The 18204-nt window shown below is 69.8% G+C and carries 20 protein-coding genes and 2 tRNA genes; 10 read left to right on the forward strand and 12 right to left on the reverse strand.

The genetic code is table 11. The annotated features are described in order from the left end of the window. Positions 1–27: 27 nt before the first annotated feature. Positions 28–471 (forward strand): hypothetical protein, encoded by a 444-nt coding sequence (locus AOM45_RS51260; protein ID WP_063757175.1) that lies wholly within the window; start codon positions 28–30, stop codon positions 469–471. Next, entirely contained in the window at positions 468–896 is a 429-nt protein-coding gene (locus AOM45_RS51265) for a ferritin-like domain-containing protein (RefSeq protein ID WP_236703930.1), read from the forward strand. Before AOM45_RS51260 ends, AOM45_RS51265 begins: the two co-directional genes overlap by 4 nt. Positions 897–900: 4 nt before the next feature. On the opposite strand, the gene AOM45_RS34695 is transcribed toward AOM45_RS51265, so the two are convergent. The 6 genes from AOM45_RS34695 to AOM45_RS34720 are packed head-to-tail and all read right to left on the reverse strand — an operon-like array spanning position 901 to position 5432. Next, a complete protein-coding gene (locus AOM45_RS34695; protein ID WP_051784625.1) occupies positions 901–1626 on the reverse strand; it encodes a hypothetical protein in 726 nt (241 codons plus the stop codon). A gap of 55 nt (positions 1627–1681) precedes the next feature. Further along, positions 1682–2635 (reverse strand): aminotransferase class V-fold PLP-dependent enzyme, encoded by a 954-nt coding sequence (locus AOM45_RS34700; RefSeq protein WP_030472875.1) that lies wholly within the window; start codon positions 2633–2635, stop codon positions 1682–1684. Then, the gene (locus AOM45_RS34705; RefSeq protein WP_030472874.1) at positions 2628–3092 is read right to left on the reverse strand and encodes a DUF4442 domain-containing protein; all 465 of its coding nucleotides are present in this window, start codon (positions 3090–3092) and stop codon (positions 2628–2630) included. Before AOM45_RS34705 ends, AOM45_RS34700 begins: the two co-directional genes overlap by 8 nt. 11 nt (positions 3093–3103) lie before the next feature. Continuing rightward, positions 3104–4012: a glycosyltransferase gene (locus AOM45_RS34710; protein ID WP_030472873.1), complete on the reverse strand. Its 909-nt coding sequence runs from the start codon at positions 4010–4012 to the stop codon at positions 3104–3106. A 9-nt stretch (positions 4013–4021) separates the two neighbouring features. Next, positions 4022–4585: a maleylpyruvate isomerase N-terminal domain-containing protein gene (locus AOM45_RS34715; RefSeq protein WP_030472872.1), complete on the reverse strand. Its 564-nt coding sequence runs from the start codon at positions 4583–4585 to the stop codon at positions 4022–4024. 1 nt (position 4586) lies between these two features. Then, complete coding sequence (locus AOM45_RS34720) at positions 4587–5432, reverse strand: NAD(P)-dependent oxidoreductase (RefSeq protein ID WP_030472871.1); 846 nt, start codon at positions 5430–5432, stop codon at positions 4587–4589. A 116-nt stretch (positions 5433–5548) separates the two neighbouring features. Between AOM45_RS34720 and AOM45_RS34725 the strand changes: the two genes are divergently transcribed. Genes AOM45_RS34725 through AOM45_RS34735 form a run of 3 tightly spaced genes read left to right on the forward strand, consistent with a single transcriptional unit; the run spans position 5549 to position 7489 of the window. Beyond that, the gene (locus tag AOM45_RS34725) at positions 5549–6511 is read left to right on the forward strand and encodes a GlxA family transcriptional regulator (protein ID WP_030472870.1); all 963 of its coding nucleotides are present in this window, start codon (positions 5549–5551) and stop codon (positions 6509–6511) included. A gap of 8 nt (positions 6512–6519) precedes the next feature. Further along, positions 6520–7077, forward strand: a complete 558-nt coding sequence (locus tag AOM45_RS34730; RefSeq protein ID WP_030472869.1) for a sugar O-acetyltransferase — start codon at positions 6520–6522, stop codon at positions 7075–7077. A gap of 4 nt (positions 7078–7081) precedes the next feature. After that, positions 7082–7489: a secondary thiamine-phosphate synthase enzyme YjbQ gene (locus AOM45_RS34735; RefSeq protein ID WP_059362844.1), complete on the forward strand. Its 408-nt coding sequence runs from the start codon at positions 7082–7084 to the stop codon at positions 7487–7489. Here the strand turns inward: AOM45_RS34735 and AOM45_RS34740 are convergent. Next, positions 7385–8344: a YhgE/Pip domain-containing protein gene (locus AOM45_RS34740; RefSeq protein WP_035913460.1), complete on the reverse strand. Its 960-nt coding sequence runs from the start codon at positions 8342–8344 to the stop codon at positions 7385–7387. The two genes, AOM45_RS34735 and AOM45_RS34740, sit on opposite strands and share 105 nt — an antisense overlap. Before the next feature lie 118 nt (positions 8345–8462). On the opposite strand from AOM45_RS34740, the gene AOM45_RS34745 reads away from it, so the two are divergent. Beyond that, entirely contained in the window at positions 8463–9407 is a 945-nt protein-coding gene (locus AOM45_RS34745) for a DUF8017 domain-containing protein (protein ID WP_156094369.1), read from the forward strand. Between the two features lie 307 nt (positions 9408–9714). On the opposite strand, the gene AOM45_RS34750 is transcribed toward AOM45_RS34745, so the two are convergent. After that, positions 9715–11457, reverse strand: a complete 1743-nt coding sequence (locus AOM45_RS34750) for a proline--tRNA ligase (RefSeq protein ID WP_030472866.1) — start codon at positions 11455–11457, stop codon at positions 9715–9717. A 134-nt stretch (positions 11458–11591) separates the two neighbouring features. Here AOM45_RS34750 and AOM45_RS34755 point away from each other — a divergent pair, with 134 nt between their 5' ends. Then, positions 11592–11951, forward strand: coding sequence for a VOC family protein (locus tag AOM45_RS34755; RefSeq protein ID WP_030472865.1), 360 nt, complete (start codon positions 11592–11594; stop codon positions 11949–11951). A 940-nt stretch (positions 11952–12891) separates the two neighbouring features. Here AOM45_RS34755 and AOM45_RS34760 read toward each other — a convergent pair. Then, positions 12892–13851 carry a GNAT family N-acetyltransferase gene (locus AOM45_RS34760; RefSeq protein ID WP_051784623.1) on the reverse strand — a complete coding sequence of 320 codons (960 nt, stop codon included), beginning with the start codon at positions 13849–13851 and terminating at the stop codon, positions 12892–12894. A gap of 85 nt (positions 13852–13936) precedes the next feature. Between AOM45_RS34760 and AOM45_RS34765 the strand changes: the two genes are divergently transcribed. Continuing rightward, on the forward strand, positions 13937–14692 hold the full coding sequence (locus tag AOM45_RS34765; protein ID WP_030472863.1) for an SAM-dependent methyltransferase: 756 nt from the start codon (positions 13937–13939) through the stop codon (positions 14690–14692). Here AOM45_RS34765 and AOM45_RS34770 read toward each other — a convergent pair. The 3 genes from AOM45_RS34770 to AOM45_RS34780 all read right to left on the reverse strand — a co-directional run bounded on the left by AOM45_RS34770 (position 14692) and on the right by AOM45_RS34780 (position 16197). After that, positions 14692–14763: transfer RNA gene (locus AOM45_RS34770), tRNA-Lys, on the reverse strand. The genes AOM45_RS34765 and AOM45_RS34770 overlap by 1 nt on opposite strands. 6 nt (positions 14764–14769) lie before the next feature. After that, a tRNA-Gln gene (locus AOM45_RS34775) sits at positions 14770–14842 on the reverse strand. Between the two features lie 17 nt (positions 14843–14859). After that, positions 14860–16197 (reverse strand): hypothetical protein, encoded by a 1338-nt coding sequence (locus tag AOM45_RS34780; RefSeq protein WP_051784622.1) that lies wholly within the window; start codon positions 16195–16197, stop codon positions 14860–14862. Positions 16198–16257: 60 nt separating this feature from the next. On the opposite strand from AOM45_RS34780, the gene yaaA reads away from it, so the two are divergent. Both yaaA and AOM45_RS34790 read left to right on the forward strand, forming a co-directional pair. Continuing rightward, entirely contained in the window at positions 16258–16986 is a 729-nt protein-coding gene (yaaA, locus tag AOM45_RS34785) for a peroxide stress protein YaaA (protein ID WP_030472861.1), read from the forward strand. 210 nt (positions 16987–17196) lie between these two features. Further along, the gene (locus tag AOM45_RS34790; RefSeq protein ID WP_030472860.1) at positions 17197–18162 is read left to right on the forward strand and encodes a serine protein kinase RIO; all 966 of its coding nucleotides are present in this window, start codon (positions 17197–17199) and stop codon (positions 18160–18162) included. The last annotated feature ends 42 nt before the right edge of the window (positions 18163–18204 follow it).

Here is an 18204-nt window from a genome sequence, read left to right on the forward strand (position 1 = left end):
GCACGGCTGCTGGCAATATGGGTTCGCGTGATCTCCGAATCGGTCAGCCGCCGCCGCGTGCTGTTCGCGGTGGCCGCCGCACCGCTCGCCGTTGCGTGCACCACAGAACCTCCCGCACCACCGCCGCCGGATCCGTTGTCCGCCCTCGCCGCTCAGGCCCGCGCGGACGCGAAGCTGGCGCAGTCGCTCACGTCGGTGCCGGCGGCCGCGGAGATCGCCAAGGCCCGTGAGACGCACGCGGGCCTGCTGCAGGCCGAGGTCGACCGCGAGCGCCCGCCGCTGTCCTCCACGGCCCCGCCCGCTCCCACCAGCCCGCCCACGCCACCGGACCCGCTGGCGGCGCTGCGGACCGCGCTCGACGAAGCCGTCCGCGACGCCTCCACGCTCGTCGCCTCGCTGCCCAGCTACCGGGCGGGCCTCGTCGGGTCGGTGGCGGCCGGCTGCGCCTCGCTGCGGGAGGTGCTCGCGTGAACGTGGACGCCGTGCAGACCGCGCTCGGAACCGAGCACGCCGCGTTGTGGACCTACGGCCTGGTGTCGGCGTTCCTGGGCAACCAGGCCGCGGCCGTCGCGGAGGGCGCCAACGCGCACCGGGCGCGCCGCGACACGACCGAGCGGTGGCTGCGGGACAAGGGCGCGACACCGAACCCGCCCGCCGCGGCCTACCTGCCACCCGCACCGGTGTCGGACGGGCCCTCCGCTCTCACCGCGCTCGCCGCCGTCGAGCAGGACACCTGTGCCGCGTGGCACGGCGTCCTCGAACGGACCGACGACGCCGCGCTGCGGGCGTCGGCGCTGGAGGCGCTGACGACGGCGGCCGTGCGGGCGACGCGGTGGCGCAAGGCGGCGGGCACGAACCCGGCGTCGATCACGATGCCGGGTGTCGCGTCCGGGTGAGGTCCTAGCCGCCGAAGGAGGACGCGAGCCTGATCGCGTCCGCGGAGACCCTCTTCATCTCCTTGTTGTGCGCGAGCGCGTCCGTCCCCTTGTTCGGCGAGTCCGACTCGACGATCACGACCTCCTGGCCGCGCTGCTCGGAGGCGTACCCGCCGTTGGCCAGCGTGGTCAGCGGCGGCACGCTGATGGCCTTGTCCAGCACCAGGTCCTTGACGTTGCCGGTGCCGTCCTTCTGGGTCAGCTCGCGCAACTGCCTGGCTTCCTCGGCGTTGCGCATCTTCACCACCGACACCGACGAGTACACGGCCCGGCCGTCCTGCAGCTTCGCCGTGTAGAACGCCCGCGTCAGCTGCAGGCACGGCGTGGTCTTGAAGAACGCCTGCGTCTGTCCCGTCGCGTGGGCCGCGCAGTCGCTGTCCTTCACCGGTTCCGGGAGCTGCCCGACCGTCGTGAACTCGAACTCGCCCGCGGTCTTCTGCGGTTGCGCGACAGGTTTGTCGATCGGCTCGGACGGCTGCAACACCCACCACACGAACCCCGACACCACCGCGACGCCGACGAGTGCCAGCGCCTTGCCCAGCCACGTCCTGCGCGGGGGCGCGGGCGGCGGAGGGGGCAGGTGCCCCTGGCGGTTGTCCATGATCGACTGGAGCTTCATGAGCTCGTCGGCCGGGTAGAGCGGTGCGGTGTCGGACGGCCTCGGTGGGAAGCGAGGCAGGTTCTGGGTCACCTCTTCAGGTGACTGGCGTGGTTCCGACACAAGGACCCACGGTAACGGACGGCGGTCAGCCAAGCGCTGCGAGCACCCGATCAACGTCCTCGATCGTGTTGTACATGTGACACGCAAACCTCGTCCGACCTGCACGAACCGACGAAACGACACCCGGAACGGGTGGTACGTCGACGGAGACGATCGACGAGCCGTTCGACGGCAGCCCGAGTCCGGCGAGCAGGTGATCCGTCAGCTCCACGCAGTGCGCCCGCACGGCCTCCAGGTCCAGCGACGCCACCCACGGCAGCGCCACCGCCGCGCCGAGATGCGCGAACCAGGTCGGCGAAAGGTCGAACCGCCTCGCGTCCGGACGGAGCACCAGTTCGGTGCCGTAGTTCTCCTCCGTGCTGTACCAGTTCGCGGCCAACGGCTTGAGGAAGTCCAGCCGGTCCGGCCGCACCGCCATCCAGGCCGCGCCGCGGGGAGCCATCAGCCACTTGTAGGACACGCCGACGACGAAATCGGCCCACGCCAACGACAACGGCATCCACCCGGCGGCCTGCGAGACGTCCAGCAACACCGGTTTGCCGCTGGACCTCAGCGCTTCGAGGTCCGCGATCCTCCCGTCCGCCGACTGGACCACGCTCGTCGCCACGAGATCCGCGGCGTCCGCCGTGGACACGACCTCGTGGCCCGCCGCGACGAAGGGCAACGCGACGCTGGTGAACTCACCGGGTTCGACGAAGACCTTCGACCCCGCCGGCAGCGCCTGGGCGACCAGCGAGACGAACTGCGAGACCGTGGCGCCGCACGCGACCGACGTCTCAGGCACCCCGACCAGCCGGCCGAACGCCTGACGTGAGGTCTCGACCACGAGGGTGAAGTCCGACGACGTGTCCTCGCCGCGCCGCCACCGTTCGTGAGCGCCCGCCACCGCGTTCGCGACGTGCCGGGGAGGTACCCCGATGGACGCCGTGTTCAGGTAGCCGGGCTGGACGTCGAAGACAGCGCCGAAGGCCTCACGCATGGGCGAGCTGCTTGCCGCGCTTGCGCCGCGCGTAGACCTGCTTTCGCACTCGAGCGATCACGGTTCCATCCTGCCCGGTCACGTCCGTGTCGAACCAGACCAACGCCTTCTCCCCGTTCGAGGTCTGCTCCAGCACCTGCTCGACGTGCTCGTCGGTCAGCCGGAACTCCGCGTACACGGTGCCGCGGCCGGGAGCGACGAACTCGATCTCGCCGGCCTGGTCCCACACCACGTGCTCGTTGTTGAGCTGGTTGAACAGCAACAGCACCCAGAACGGGTCGGTCATCGCGAACAGCGAACCGCCGAAGTGCGTGCCGAAGAAGTTGCGGTTCCATGGACGCAGACGCATGCGCACGCGCGCGTAGCGGTAGTCCGGCGAGATCTCCTCGACACGGATGCCGGCGAACAGGAACGGCGGCCACAGGTTCATCCCGAAGCGCAGGCGGCTTGCCTTCATAAAAAACAGTGTTACACAACGTCCGCCAGACTGTCCGCAACTTCCTTCGGCGAAGGCGTGTGACGTATCTCTTCCGCTATCTGACCTGCGGCTTCGCGGTACCGGCCGTCCACGAGCAGCAGCCGCGCGCTCTCCGCCACCGCCTCGGCACTCACCGCGTCCGGCCGCACCGCCGCACCGGCCGTGACGAGCGCATCGGCGTTGGCGAACTGGTCCGCGCCCTGCGGCAACACGACCTGTGGGACCCCCTCGGCCAGAGCAGCGAGCATCGTGCCGCTGCCGCCGTGGTGCACGACGACGTCCGCCTGCCGGATCACCTCGGCCTGCGGCAGCCACCTCCCTGGTGTGGCGACCACGACCTGGGCCTCGAGCCGTCCCAGTCCGGCCACCGCCGTCGCGACCAGGTCGTCGGTGCCGAACACGGTGCCGAACGTGACGTAGATCAGCTTCTCGTGCGTGCGGGCCGGGACCTCACCGGGCGTCGAGTGCGCGACCGGCCGCAACAGGATGCGTTCGTCGGTGAAACCCTTGTCCTGCAAGGAGGGCGGGCAGATGTCGAGGTGCCGCCCACCCGCGGGCCTCGCCAGCCCGATGCCGTCGGGGAACATCCGCCCGAACCCGTGCCACAGCACCGGGAACGCCCGTCTGCGCGCTTCCGCGAAGACCTCGGGCACCGCCCACCCGCTGATCACCAGGTCGGGCAGCACCCGTTCCAGCTCCGGCGCGATGTCCTCGGCGTAGATCTCGCCGAACACCAGTCCGGGGCGGAACGGCCGCAGTCCCAGCCGGTCCAGTTCGGGGTGCATCTCGTCGCCGACCGCGAAGTGGACTTCGTGCCCGGCGTCACGCAGTGCGAGTGCCAACGGGATCAACGGATAGGTGTGGCCGGCAGTGGCCATGCTGGCGAAGAGCACGCGCATGCCGTGAATCTAAACCTGGCCGTGCCACTGCCACTTCTCTCGTCGTGGCACCCCTGGCAGATCACCGCGCCCGGTGCACCACAGCAGCAGCGCGACGGGATCGGCATGGCGCGGCGCATCGGGGAACAACCGCTCGATCACCGGTGCGCAGTGCTCAGGGTCCGGTCGCCACTGCGCCCCCGTGATGTCGTGCGTGTGCATGGTCAGCTCGGTGATGCCCATCGCGGCGAACCCCGTCGCGTCCGAAGTGCCCCACGGGTGCCACGCGCGGGCATCCGGCGGGCTCGCGGCAACGGTTCGGGACAGCAGTGTCGCGGTGGTCGTGACGCCTTCCAGGCAGTGCTCCAGCGGCAGGCCGGGACGCAGACTGCCGAGCAGGCTGGTCCACCTGCTCTCCGCACGGGTCGCCAGCAGCGCCGTGTACCCGAGCAGGCCCTCGACGACGTGGTCGAGCGTCTCGCGGCGGGACCACTCCAGGCCGTGGGCGCGGCGGGTGAAGCCGGCCTCCGGCAGGGTGGCCAGCGCCCGCACGCAGTCCTCGGCCGCGGCGTCGAGCAGTTTCGGCCAGTCCACCTCAGACCGCCTTCGCGCGCAGCAGCTCGATGATCCGCGCCCAGCCGTCCCCGCCGTGACCGGCTTCGACCGCCTGACGCGCGTACTCGCGGAACAGCCTGGGCAGCGCCGGGTCGATCTTGCGGACCTCGCTCGCGTGCACGAGGTGGTCGAGCGTGGCCAGGTGCACGTCCAGCGTCGCGTCCGTGCCGGGGTAGCTGCCCGCGTCGACCTGCTCGGCGTAGGTGGTGACGAACCCGGCGACGGGTCCGAGCCAGCGGGTCGCCAGGGGCGTGAAGTGCGCGGCGGTCGAACCGTCCGCGGTGACGAGAGCGCTCGCGTGCAGCCAGCCGGTCAGCGTCGCCCACATGATGCCCAGCAACGCCGTGTCGTACAGCGCGGCGCGGCCGGGTTCGGCGCCGAGGTTCACCGGCTCGGCCAGTGCGGACAGCAGGTCCCTCGCCTCGGCGAACGCGTCCTGGTCGCCGCTGTAGAGGATCATCGAGCGCTCGTCGCCGATGCCGGGCGGCGTGGTCATGATGCCGCCGTCGACGTAACGCGGCACGCGCGCGGCCATCTCGCGCGCCTGTTCCGGTGAGCCGGAGGTGAGGTTGACCAGGACGCCCGGCAGTTCGGGGTCGAGGATCTCGGTCAGCGCCGGGTAGTCCAGCACGCAGGCCACCACGACCGGTGCGGACCGCTGGGCCTCCAGGGCCGAAGCGGCCGGGTGGGCGCCCTGGGCCACCAACGGCGCGGTCTTGGCTTCGGAGCGGTTCCAGACCGTGACGCGGTGACCGGCGTGCAGGAAGGCCGCGGCGAGCGCCGAGCCCATCTGACCGAGTCCGAGCACGGCAACATCCGAGTGCATTGCGTTGTCCCCCAAGGGTTGTCGATTGACCTCCCCTACCCTCGCAAGCCGTGCCGCGCACCGACAGTGGCGGAAATGCCTACTGTCGAACGATTGCTGCCAGCTACCGTGCGGGCATGAGCGTGGTGGCGATCTTGGTGACCGAGGACGACGCACCGGCCGTCTGGGACGTGTACGAGGCGGGGCTGGCGTGTGTGGTGTTCGGCGTCGACCACTTCGATCCCTGGTACACGATGCGGTTGTGCGGCCTGAACCCCGCGGCACCACGAGCACAGCACGGTTGGACGCTCAACCCCGAACACGGCCTGGAGGGCCTGCACGGCGCGTCCACGATCATCGTCCCGTCAGTCCCGCAAGCAGTGCTGGACGGAACCGAACCGTTGGACCCGTTGCTGGTCAAGGAACTCCAGGACGCCGCGGACAACGGCGTGCGCATCGCCGCGTTGTGCAACGGTGCGTTCGTTCTGGCTGAAGCGGGGCTTCTGAACGGACGTCGCGCCACGGCACATTGGTCGTACACGGACCGTCTGGCGCGCCGGTTCCCCCAGGTCGAGGTCGACGACTCGGTGCTCTACATCGACGACGGCGCGATCCTCACCAGTGCGGGCGCGGCCGCGGGACTCGACCTGTGCCTGCACCTGGTGCGGCAGGACTTCGGCGCACACGTCGCCAACCAGCTGGCGCGCAAGCTCTGCGTGCCGGCCCACCGCACCGGAGGCCAGGCGCAGTTCGTCACCCGGCACGTGCCAGAGACCGACGACGACAGCATCGCGCCGGTGCTGGAGTGGGCCGTCCGCCACCTGGACCGCCCGCTGACCGTCGCCGAGCTCGCCCGCCGCGCCGGGATGAGCCAGCGCACGTTCTTCCGCCGCCTGCACGACGCCACCGGCAGCACCCCGTTGCAGTGGCTGCTCGCCCAGCGCGTCGCCCACGCCCAGGCGTTGCTGGAGACGACCGCGCTGTCCGTGGAACAGGTCGCGGAACGCTGCGGCCTGGGCACGGGCGCGAACCTGCGCCGGCACTTCACCGCCCACGTCGGTGTGCCGCCCACCGAGTACAGACGAGCCTACGCGGGTTGAATCTCCTCATGGGAACCAACCGCGAGAAGATGATCAACGGCGAGCCCTACCTGTCGATGGACTCCGAGCTCGAACTGGACCGCCAACGGGCGTGGCGCGTGATGAACAGCTACAACGCGTTGGAACCCGGTGACTACGAGGGCATGCACGCGATTCTCGCGGACTTCGTCGCGGAGATCGGCGAGAACACGGTTCTGCTGCCACGCCTGCAGATCGAGTACGGCTACAACACCCGCATCGGCGCGAACAGCTTCATGAACTACGACGGCATCATCCTCGACTGCGGCCCGGTCACGATCGGCGACCACGTGATGATGGGCCCGCGCGTGCAGCTGCTGACGGCGTTGCACCCGGTCGAGGACCACGACGCCCGGATCGCCGGCTGGGAGACCACCGCGCCGATCGTCATCGGCGACCGCGTGTGGTTCGGCGGCGGCGTGATCGTCTGCCCTGGAGTCGCCATCGGCGACAACACGGTGGTGGGCGCGGGCAGTGTCGTGACGCGTGATTTGCCTGATCACGTGCTCGCGGTCGGCAACCCCGCACGGGTGGTTCGTAAGATCTGAGGTCATGCGCAGCGAGGAGATCCAGATCCGCACCGGCTCCGAGGAGGTCGTGCACGACCTGACCCGCGAATGCCAGCGGTTCCTCGACAGCGAGAACGGCGACGGCCTGTTGCACGTGTGGGTGCCGCACGCGACCGCCGGTGTCGCGATCATCGAGACCGGTGCGGGCAGCGACGACGACCTGCTGACCGCGTTGGAGCGCATCCTGCCCCGCGACGTGAAGTGGCGGCACCGGCACGGCACCCCCGGTCACGGCCGTGACCACGTGATGCCGGCGCTGGTGCCGCCGTACGCGACGATCCCGGTGTTAGGCGGTGTGCTGGCGCTCGGGACGTGGCAGTCGATCTGCCTCGTCGACACCAATGTCGACAACCCCGTCCGCACGGTCCGTCTGAGCTTTCTTGCCGGCTAGCAGCAGCACGAGCCCGACGAGCGCGATCCCGCCGAACACCCACCACTCGGTGCTGATCGACCCGTCGTACATCAGGCTGCGCAGGCCTTCCGTCGAGAAGCGGAACGGCGTCCACGACCACAGAACCGCGCGGTAGGCGGGGTTGAGCAGCTCCGGCACCTGACCAGCCACCGCGGGAGCCATCAGGTAGAGCAGACCGAGGATCCCCATCGCACGGATGCCGAGGTGCTTGAACAACCCCGCCTGCAGCAGCGCGAACGACACGGCGACAGCGAGCAGGAAACCCACCGCGGTCGCGCTGAACGTGACGCCCCACCACGCCAGCAACCCCGTCACGGAACCGACGACCAGCACAGCCGCGGTGAGCGACGACAGCCACCGGAACCGGTTGCCCTTCAGCACGACGAACAGCAGTCCGGCGACCATGCCGCCGACCCACAGCAGTGCGGACGCGGCGAGCGGCGCCGTGCGTTCGGCCGCGGACACGGCCGGGGTCTCGACCTTCACGGGCAGCCCGGCCCCCTGCGCGACACCGGTCAGGACCTGCTGCGCGACCTGCGTGCCGGACGGGTTGACCGCGGGGTTGAGCCGGATGATCGCTTGGCCGGGTGCGATCTCCAGGACTCCGTAGACCTTCTTCTCCGCCAACAGGGTCCGAGCCTCGTCGGCGGACGCGACGGTGATCTGGACCTCGGCGGAGTCGGCGGCCTCGACCCGTTCCGCGATCGGCGGAGGCGCCACCACGGCGAGCGGCACGTCGTGCGGGTGCACGGTCGCCTGCACGCCGAACGTCAGCAATCCCAGGAGAAACGCCACCACCGCACCTGCGGCGGCGGTGACCAGCGCGGTGCGCATCACGGGCCTCCAAAGTTCATCACACGTTGAATTCAATGGGAACGCTACGCTCGGCACGCTCCAGAAGTCAACGGCCGATGAATTAATCACTGTCAGACCCACCAGGTACCGTTTGCTCGTGACTTACCCAGGTGGGGGCGGACAGGGCGGCTGGAACGACCAGCAGGGCTGGGGCCAGCAGCAGGGTGACTACTCCAGCGGTGGCTACCAGGTCGGCGGTTATCCGCAGACGGGTGGCTTCCCGCAGCAGCAGGGGGGTTTCCCTCAACAGGGCCACGGCGGATACGGCGGCCTCGGCGTGTACGGCGGGTTCGACAACGAGCCGCCCAAGAAGAGCAACAAGACGCTCTTCCTGGTGATCAGCGCGGTCGTGCTGGTGCTGCTCGTGGGCGGCGGCGTGACGTGGCTCGTGCTGTCCCGCAACACGACCGACCCGAACGCCCAGCCCAGCACCGCGCCGCCCAGCTCGACGGCGCAGGGCACCACCGGGGCGTGCAAGAACGAAGGCGTGCAGTGCGTCGAGACGTCGCTCGGCTTCAACTACGAGGTCCCGAAGAGCTGGGACGTCGTCGCCGACGCCAGGATCCCGGTCGACAAGTTCGACGACATCGCCTTGTCCGGGGTGACCTCGTACGGCAACTACACCTGCGAGGGCAAGTCGTACACGAAGGGCACCAACGGCGGCACGTTGCTGCCCAAGGGCGACATCAACCAGACGGCCACGGACTTCACGAAGGCCCTGGCGACGCAGTTCTACTCGTCGGGCGGTGAGCCGAAGGTGGAGCTGACCCAGCCGAAGGCCCTGAAGATCCAGCACACGCAGAAGAACGGCAACAAGGTCGTCATCGAGGGCGTGCAGGTGGACGCGACGATCACCCAGTCGGCGAACAAGTGCCTGGCGAGCAAGGGAATGCTGAAGGTCGTCGTGCTGAACGGCAGCAGCAAGCTGCACGTGCTGGCGATCAACGGCGACCTGGAGGGCGGCGGAGGTGGCACGACGCCGCCACTGCCCAAGGAGGCCGACCTGCAGAAGATGGTCGACTCGCTGGTGCCGACGACCTGACCGTCGTCACCGCTGGGCGGGCTGACCCGCCCAGCGGTCCGAGCGACCTGCGCCGGTGATCCACGACCTCGGCAACCGGCACGTCGACGCGGTCACCGGACTTGCGGTCCTCGATCACGCCGTCCGTCAACCCACGGCCGATCATTGGAGCGCCGGCACGCCCCCGGAACTGGGCGGGCGAACCCCACTCAGCAGCGCGAGCAACTAAGCCCGAACGACCCGGACCAGGTGGTGCACGGCCGATCAACCAAGGCGGTCAGCACATCCGCGAACTGGGCGGGCCGACCCCGCCCAGCACTCCGAACGACTAACCGCGGACGACCTGCACCAGGTGCTCCACGACCTCCGCGACCGGCACGTCGACTCGCTCACCGGACTTGCGGTCCTTGACCTCGACGACGCCGTCCTTCAGCCCGCGGCCAATCACCAGGATCGTCGGCACGCCCACGAGCTCGGCGTCCGCGAACTTCACGCCGGGGCTCGCCTTGCGGTCGTCCAGCAGGACCTTGAGGCCCTTCTCGCTGAGCTGCTTCGCGAAGTCCTCACCGGCGGCCAGCAGCGTCTCGTCCTTGCCGGCCACGACGACGTGGACGTCGGCGGGGGCGACGTTGCGGGGCCAGATCAGGCCGCGGTCGTCGTGCGACTGCTCGGCGATGGCCGCGACGAGACGCGAGACGCCGATGCCGTACGAGCCCATGGTGATGCGCACGGGCTTGGAGTCCGGACCCAGGGCGTCGAGCGAGAACGCGTCCGCGTACTTGCGGCCGAGCTGGAAGATGTGGCCGATCTCGATGCCGCGCGCGGCGACCAGCACACCCTTGCCGTCGGGCGACGGGTCGCCCTCGCGGACCTCGGCGACGTCGATGACGCCGTCGGGCGTGAAGTCGCGGCCCGCGACGAGGTCGACGACGTGGTGGTCGGCCTTGTCGGCGCCCGTGACCCACGCGGTGCCTTTGACGACGCGGGGGTCGGCGAGGAAGCGGATGCCGTTCGCCTGGATCGCGCCCGGACCGATGTACCCCTTGACCAGGAACGAGTTCTTGGCGAAGTCGGCCTCGTCGACCATCGCGACCTCGGCGGGCTCCAGCGCGGCCTCGAGGCGCTTGAAGTCGACCTCGCGGTCACCGGGGACGGCGACGGCGAGCAGCTCCCAGTCCTTGCCGGGGTGCTTGAGCTTCACCAGGACGTTCTTCAACGTGTCCGCCGCGGTGAACTTGCGGTCGGTGTTGGCGTTGAGGAAGTCCACCAGCGTCTCGATGGTGGGCGTGTTCGGCGTGTGGTGCACCTGCGCGGCGGGCTTGTCGTCGATCGACTGCTCGGCGGGCACGGGGGTCGTGACGGCCTCGACGTTCGCCGCGTAGCCCGACTCGGTGCTGCGCACGAAGGTGTCCTCACCCGTCACGGCGACGGCGAGGAACTCCTCGGAAGCGGAGCCGCCCATCGCACCGGACGTCGCCGACACGACCACGTACTCGAGGCCGAGCCGGTCGAAGATGCGGATGTAGGCGTCGCGGTGGTTCTGGTACGACTGGCTCAGACCCTCGTCGGTGAGGTCGAACGAGTACGAGTCCTTCATGAGGAACTCGCGGCCGCGCAGGATGCCCGCACGGGGACGCGCCTCGTCGCGGTACTTGGTCTGGATCTGGTACAGCGTGACCGGGTAGTCCTTGTACGAGCTGTACTCGCCCTTCACGGTGAGGGTGAAGAGCTCCTCGTGCGTGGGGCCGAGCAGGTAGTCGGCACCCTTGCGGTCCTTGAGCCGGAAGATGTTGGGCCCGTACTCCTCCCACCGGTTGGTCGCCTCGTAGGGCTCCTTGGGCAGCAGGGCGGGGAACTGGATCTCCTGCGCGCCGAACGCGTCCATCTCCTCGCGGACGACGGCCTCGATGTTGCGCAGGACCTTCAGCCCGAGCGGCAGCCAGGAGTATCCGCCCGGCGCGACGCGGCGGACGTAGCCGGCGCGCACCAGCAGCTTGTGGCTGGGCACTTCGGCGTCGGCCGGGTCCTCGCGAAGAGTGCGCAGGAACAGCGACGACATCCTGGTGATCACGGTGGGTACTCCTCGTTCACGGGCTGTTGGAGCAGCGTACTGGTTGCTCTGCTCATGGAATCGCGGCGGCAGGTTTCACCGCATCTGACCTGCAAGAACCAAAACTGTCAGACCCCCTGAGTAGCGTCCCTCCCATGTCCCTGACCATCGAAATGATCACCATCGACACCGGCGACGCCCGCAAGCTGGCTGAGTTCTGGACGGCCGCCCTGAACACCACCGTCCAGAACGACTGGGGCGAGTTCATCGTCCTCGCGCCGAACACCGAACACGGTCCCGCCCTGGGCATCCAGCAGGTACCGGACCCCACGCCGGGCAAGAACAGAGTGCACTTCGACTCGCACGTGCCCGACCGCAAGGCCGAGGTGGCCAGGCTGGTGGGCCTCGGCGCCACGGAGGTCGCGGTGCACAGCATCCCCGGCCTGGTGTGGTCGGTGCTCGCCGACCCGGAGGGCAACGAGTTCTGCGTCGGCCAGGCGGGCGAGGAGCTCTAGCCTCCCCGCCACTCACCGGTCAGCCGGGTGCTCGGCGGTGTCCGCGTCCTCCTCTGGCGTGGGGAGGCGCGGGCCCGAGACACCCTGCTGGCCGCCGCGGAGCCTGGTGAAGACCTGACTACCTCGGCTCGTCGGCGACCCGAGTCGAGCCGGGTCAGTGCCACCTCTACCGCTGTGCGCTCGTGCACGCCGAGCGCATGGGTCGAGTTGGCGATGTCCGAGAACAGTGCCGTCACCGCCTTCCCCCGATGCCCCGCCGATCAGACGGTGCACTGCCGTGCCGCCCCCGTGTCCGCCTTTGGCGTGAGGCACGGGCTCGGCACCGAGGCACCCCTGCTGGCCGCCGCACGACCTGCTGAAGGCCGAACCACCCAGCCCGACTGCAGCGTGCTCCCGCACCACCGACCACACGCATCAAGCCGAGCCAGACAGGTGCAGCGCGGTCCCGCACCACCGACCACACCCGTCGAACCGGATCAGACGGGTGCGGCGCGATCCCGCGTCCTCCGCTGGCGTGAGGAGGCGTGGGTCGGCACCGAGGCACCCCTGCTGGCCGCCGCACGACCTGCTGAAGGCCGAACCACCCAGCCCGACTGCAGCGTGCTCCCGCACCACCGACCGCACGCGTCAAGCCGGGTCAGACGGGTGCGGCGCGGTCCCGTGTCCTCCGCTGGCGTGAGGAGGCGCGGGCCAGCACCGAGGCACCCTGGCGACCACGGTGAGCCCCAACGAAAACCCGCTACCCCAACACGACCTGCACTCCGAAGTCGGCAGCGTCCACGGACGACCGGACGCACTCGAACGCTGCCGTCACCGCCGACCTCCACCCGACACCCCGCCGATCAGACAGGCACATCGGAGTCCCAGAGACGCGCCTCCCGACTACGCAAGGAGACCAGCACACACCGCCGACCACTGCGAAGACCAGCCGAAAACCCCGCTACCCCAACGAGACCGGCAACCCGAAGTCGATCCACGTCCGCGCCACCCCGAACCCGGCACGCTCGTACACACCGAGCGCACCGGTCGAGTTGGCCGTGTCCACGGACAGCCCGGCCCGCTGGTACCCCTGCTCCCTGCCCTGAGCCAGCGTCCAGCTCAGCAGGGCGGAGGCGACCCCGCGCCCGCGGTGCTCGGCGAGGGTGCCGACGTCTCCGATCCACAGCTCGCGGACGCCGGTCGTCTCCTCGACGACCGGGTAGTGCCGCGCGAGCACGAAACCGACCACGGCGCCCTGTGCGAGCGCCAGGAAGGAGGTCTCCTTCACGAACCTCTTGCTGTTGGTGAACGACGACGCCCATTCCTCGGGGCTGCGCTCGACCGACCCCCAGTGCTCGGCGAAGGTCGTGTTGGTCACCTGGCGGACCTCTTCGTCGCGGTCCGGGGAGAACGGCACGATCTCGTAGCCGGGCGGGATCGGGACCTGGGCGAGTGACTCGCCCAGTGCCACCTCCAGCTCGTAGAAGTGGCGTTGTGCGGTGAACCCTGCTTCCTCGGCCAGTGCCACGTGCCCTGCCGAGCGGCTCTCGACCATGGTGCTCACGGTGAGCGGCATCGCCGGGTGGCGCTCGGTGTGCAGTTCTCGGGACGAGGCGACCAGGCGAGCCAGCAGCTCGCGGCCGATGCCGTTGCGGCGGAACTTCGGGTGCACCGCGCCGTCCAGGCGGACGCGGTGCGTGCCTGCCGGGTTGTCCCGCAGCACGACGAGGCCGTACGCCGCGAGCTCGTCGTGCACGAGCACGGCCAGTGATCCCCTGGGCAGGTCCGCCTCGGCGAACGACTCGGCGAAGTCCTCTTCGGACAGCAGCTCGCCGGTGTCGTCGACCGCCTCGGCCGCGTTGTACAGCGCGGCAACCGCAGGAATGTCCGCTGTCGTGAGCGGACGCCACACGAGTTCCACGCCAACTGAAGCTACGGGGAGGTGATGACCTCAACAACTGAATAACGCGTTGCCGGACCAGGCGATCAACGCCATCCTGCGGGCGATGACGACACCAGAGATCGCACCGCTGCACGAGGACCTTACCTTCCACGGACCGCTGTCCGAGGAACGGGCCGCGCGCCTGATCCGCGGCCTGCTCCCGCTCGACGGCGCGCACGTGCTCGACGTCGGCTGCGGCTGGGCGGAGTTCCTGCTGCGAGTGCTGGAAACCGCGCCCACCGCCACCGGCACGGGCGTCGACCTGGACGAGGCGGCCATCGCCCACGCGCGGGCCAACGCCGAGAAACGAGGCCTTGCGGCCCGCGTCAGCCTCGAGGTGGCCGACGTCGCTCAGTGGCAGTCCGATCGGCCAGTCGACGCCGTGATCGTCAACGGTGCCAGCCAGGTGTGGGGCGGAGATCCGTTGCAGCACACGGCGAACGCGCTCACAGCGGCGAAAGGGCTGTTGCGCGCGGGCGGGAAGCTGTTGCTGGGCGAGGGTTTCTGGGAGCGCGAGCCGACTGAAGCGCAGCTCGCCGCGATGCCGATCCCGCGCGAACAGTACGGCTCGCTGGCCGACCTGGTCGACCTCGCGCACGCTCACGGGTACCGACTGCTCGCGGTGGAGCAGGCGGGCCTCGACGAGTGGGACGTGTTCGAGAACGGGCACGGGCTCGCGTGGGAACGCTGGCTTCGTGAGAACCCGGACTCCCCGCACGCCGAGGAGATCCGCGCGAAGGCCGACACGCACCGCACCTTCCGCCTGCGCGGCTGGCGCGGCACGCTCGGCCTGGCTTACCTGACGTTGCAGGCACCGTGAGAACACGACCGGGCTCGAACCGGCGTCCTCCCGGGTAAGAGCCGGGCGCTCCACCACTGAGCTACGCGTTCCACGCGTTCGGCCGGCCGGGCTCGAACCGGCGTCCGCCCGGTCCCAGAGCCGGGTGTTCTACCGCTGAACTACAGCCGAACGCCGGTACAGCCTGCTCAGTCGAGCGCGTCCTGTCCACCGAATACCCCGGTGTTCAACGGCTTGCCGCTGAACACCCGCGCGCGACGCAACGCCATGGCCCACAACGGGTCGGACACCGCGACGCCGTGCACGAGCTCCGGGGTCGGCCGGAAGCGCGCGATCGCCGTGTGCGCTCGCGGTGCTGTCCATCCGGAACGCTCGGGGTCGACGCGGTGCTCGCGGCAGGCGGCTTCCACGTCGGCACGCGAGCAGGCGGCCGTGCCGTCGAGCACCTCCCACGGCAGCGGCAGGCGCGACCACACCGAGGTGTCCGGGTGCAGGCCGCCTCCGGACGTCTGGTGCCAGGCGGCGAGGTCGGCGGCCATCACGCGCATCACCTTGCCCGGCCACGCGTCCTCGACCAGCGACGTCAGCCCGGACGCGTGCAGGCAGGCGATCCAGCCCGTGCGCGCGGCGTTGTAGGCGCCGGCCAGAGCGTTCCAGCTGGACGAGTCCACGCCGCGGCGGACGATCATGGTCGCCTTGTCGATCTCGGACGACCGCCACTCCGAAGCCAGCAGTTCCGCCACCGACCTGGTCGCCGCCGACCACCGGCCGAGCAGCTCGCCGAGCTGCTCGGCCCGCAACCGGCGCAGCACCTGCCAGGTCGGGCAGGCCAGCGCGATCATCTCCCAGTCGGTCTCGTCACCGGCTTCGCAGCGCGCGAACAACACCTCCGCGACCTGGTCGAACGGGTTCTCCCGGCCCGCCAGGGAGAACTCGCGGCGCAGCTTGCGCCGTGCCGTGAAGTAGGCGATGAAGCAGGCCGCGTCCGGGTCGGCGCGGAACCGGTCGCGGTCGATCGCGCCGACGAAGCCAGCCGCCGCCAGCATCCTCAGGCCGCGCATCTTCCGCGCGCGCTCCAGCCGTGCGGCCTTCGCGGTGAGCCGGCGCAGCATGCGGAAGCGCCGGTTGTACTTGCGCTTCGACAGTTCGATGCCCGCGGCGGCACGGTCCTCACGGTTCAACCGGTCGGTGAGGAAGTCGGTGCGCGCGGGGTCCCAGTTGATCTCAGAGCCGACGAGCGCCGCGAACTCCAGCACCGAGATCGGGTCGTTGGCGTCGACCGCGCCGCCGTCCACTCCGAACATGAACCTGGTGGCGGCGATCTGAGGCGCGGCACCGACCGGGCGGGCGTAGTCGACGCTCATCCCGGAGAAGCCGTACCAACGCCGCGCGTGCTCCGCCACGTCGCGCAGCACCGCACGCTCCCGGCGCCTCAGCGACGGCAGCGCCTCCAGTACGAGGGCGACCACGTCCTCCGGGCGCAGGCGTGCGTCCAGCGAGTCGTACAGGCGGTCCAGTGCGTCCACGCCTTCCAGAGCACCACGCAGGTCCAGCGGTTTTCGCGCGTTGCCCTACCCTTTCCAACCGTGCTGGTGCTGCTTCCCCCGTCGGAGACCAAGGCGATCGGCGGCGAGGGCGCGCCGCTCGATCTCGACGCGCTGTCGTTCCCCGAGCTGAACCCGGTGCGCGACAAGCTGGTGTCCGCGCTGGCCGACCTCGCGAAGGACGTCCCGGCGAGCCTGAAGGCGCTGGAGATCTCCGAGCGCCAGGTCGACGAGGTGCACCGCAACGCGGCACTGCGCACGTCCGAGACGACACCCGCGCTGCTGCGCTACACCGGCGTGCTCTACGACAACCTTGACTTCCCGTCGCTGAAGAAGGCCGAGAAAGAGCGCGCTTTCGAGCGGCTGGCGGTCGCGTCGGCGCTGTTCGGGGCGATTCGCGGCGGCGATCCGGTGCCCGCGTACCGGCTGTCGGGCGGCAGCACGCTCCCGTCCCACGGCAGCCTGCGCACGTTGTGGAAGCCGGTGCTGGAACCGGTCCTGAAGGACGCCGACGAGTTCGTCGTCGACCTGCGTTCCGGCGCGTACTCGAGCCTCGCGAAGGTCCCGCACGCCGTCGTCGTGCGGGTGGTCACCAGCGAGGGCAAGGTCGTCAGCCACTTCAACAAGGCGCACAAGGGTCTGCTGGCCCGCGCCATCGCGAGCGCCAAGACGGAGCCGGCCGACCTGAAAGGCCTGGTCAAGCTTGCGCAGAAGGCCGGGCTCAAGATCGTGCCGACGGGTGAGAAGACCGCGGACCTGATCACCGATTAATTCGGTTGCGGCCGGTGGGGGCCGCACGGCAGTCTTCTGCCTCGAAGCGTGACATCGGAGCTGGATCGAGGAGGTGCGTGATGTCAGAGCCTGTCTTTGGACGTGGCATCGCCCGCGCGACCCGTCCAGCCGCCCTTCGCGCCTGATCAGCACCGTTTGATCGCAGAGCGCCAGTGGGGCGGTCACCTTCATCTTTTGGGAGACCCCACCGTGCGCGAGCACGATCTTTTCGAGCGTTTCGAATCATCCTTTGACGACGCCGACACCATGCGGCGCAAGGGAAAGCGCGCCAAGCGCACCGCCGACGACGCGGAACCGACGCGTCGCGGCCGAATGACAGAAGCAGAGAAGCTGCGAGTCGCCCGGCTGCGCGAGGACCAGCTCAGCACGGCGGACACCCCCGAGGACGGCGATCGCTGGTCCACGTGGGGCGACGCCGAGCAGGGCCCCGAACCGCATCCGGACTGGCTCATCACCGAACTCGCCGCGGTCGACCGCGAACTGGGCATCGTGAAGACCGGCAAGGAAGCGGACGTCTTCCTGCTGGAACGAGCGATGGGCGAGAAGGCGTGCCTGCTCGCCGCCAAGCGCTACCGCAGCAACGACCACCGGATGTTCCACCGCGACGCGGGATATCTGGAAGGTCGCCGGATGAAGAAGTCCCGCGAGACGCGGGCCATCGCGAACCGCACCGCGTTCGGGCGCAACCTGATCGCGGAGCAGTGGGCGGTCGCGGAGTTCGCCGCGCTCTCCGGGCTGTGGCAGATCGGCGCACCCGTGCCGTACCCGGTGCAGCGCAGCGGCACCGAACTGCTGCTGGAGTTCATCGGTGACGACGAGGGCAACGCGGCACCGCGGCTCGCGCAGACCCGTCCGGACGAGGACGAACTGCTCGACCTGTGGCGACAGCTGGTGAGCACGTTGATGACGCTCGCGGAGGCGGGCCTCACCCACGGCGACCTGTCCGCGTACAACCTCATGGTCCACGAAGGCAGGCTGATCATGATCGACCTGCCGCAGGTGGTCGACCTGGTCAGGAACCCGCGCGGTGCGGAGTTCCTCGACCGCGACGTCCGCAACATCAGCGGGTGGTTCGCCTCGCGCGGCCTCCCGCCGGAGATCGGCGACCCGTCCTCCCTGGTGGCAACGCTGCTGGACGTGGCGGGTATGGCGTGACCCACGTTGCGCGTCCGGCCGTGTCCAACGACACTGCCGGGC

The organism is Lentzea aerocolonigenes, assembly GCF_000974445.1.
Classification (GTDB): Bacteria; Actinomycetota; Actinomycetes; order Mycobacteriales; family Pseudonocardiaceae; genus Lentzea; species Lentzea aerocolonigenes.

Excerpts from the sequence above, each read along its gene's own strand:
- AOM45_RS34735 (WP_059362844.1), top strand. The coding sequence starts at position 7,082 with ATGCGCAGCGAGGAGATCCAGATCCGCACCGGCTCCGAGGAGGTCGTG.
- AOM45_RS34725 (WP_030472870.1), top strand. The coding sequence starts at position 5,549 with ATGAGCGTGGTGGCGATCTTGGTGACCGAGGACGACGCACCGGCCGTC.
- AOM45_RS34730 (WP_030472869.1), top strand. The coding sequence starts at position 6,520 with ATGGGAACCAACCGCGAGAAGATGATCAACGGCGAGCCCTACCTGTCG.
- AOM45_RS34705 (WP_030472874.1), bottom strand. The coding sequence starts at position 3,092 with ATGAAGGCAAGCCGCCTGCGCTTCGGGATGAACCTGTGGCCGCCGTTC.
- AOM45_RS34700 (WP_030472875.1), bottom strand. The coding sequence starts at position 2,635 with ATGCGTGAGGCCTTCGGCGCTGTCTTCGACGTCCAGCCCGGCTACCTG.
- AOM45_RS34765 (WP_030472863.1), top strand. The coding sequence starts at position 13,937 with ATGACGACACCAGAGATCGCACCGCTGCACGAGGACCTTACCTTCCAC.
- AOM45_RS34720 (WP_030472871.1), bottom strand. The coding sequence starts at position 5,432 with ATGCACTCGGATGTTGCCGTGCTCGGACTCGGTCAGATGGGCTCGGCG.
- AOM45_RS34740 (WP_035913460.1), bottom strand. The coding sequence starts at position 8,344 with ATGCGCACCGCGCTGGTCACCGCCGCCGCAGGTGCGGTGGTGGCGTTT.
- AOM45_RS34710 (WP_030472873.1), bottom strand. The coding sequence starts at position 4,012 with ATGCGCGTGCTCTTCGCCAGCATGGCCACTGCCGGCCACACCTATCCG.
- AOM45_RS34755 (WP_030472865.1), top strand. The coding sequence starts at position 11,592 with ATGTCCCTGACCATCGAAATGATCACCATCGACACCGGCGACGCCCGC.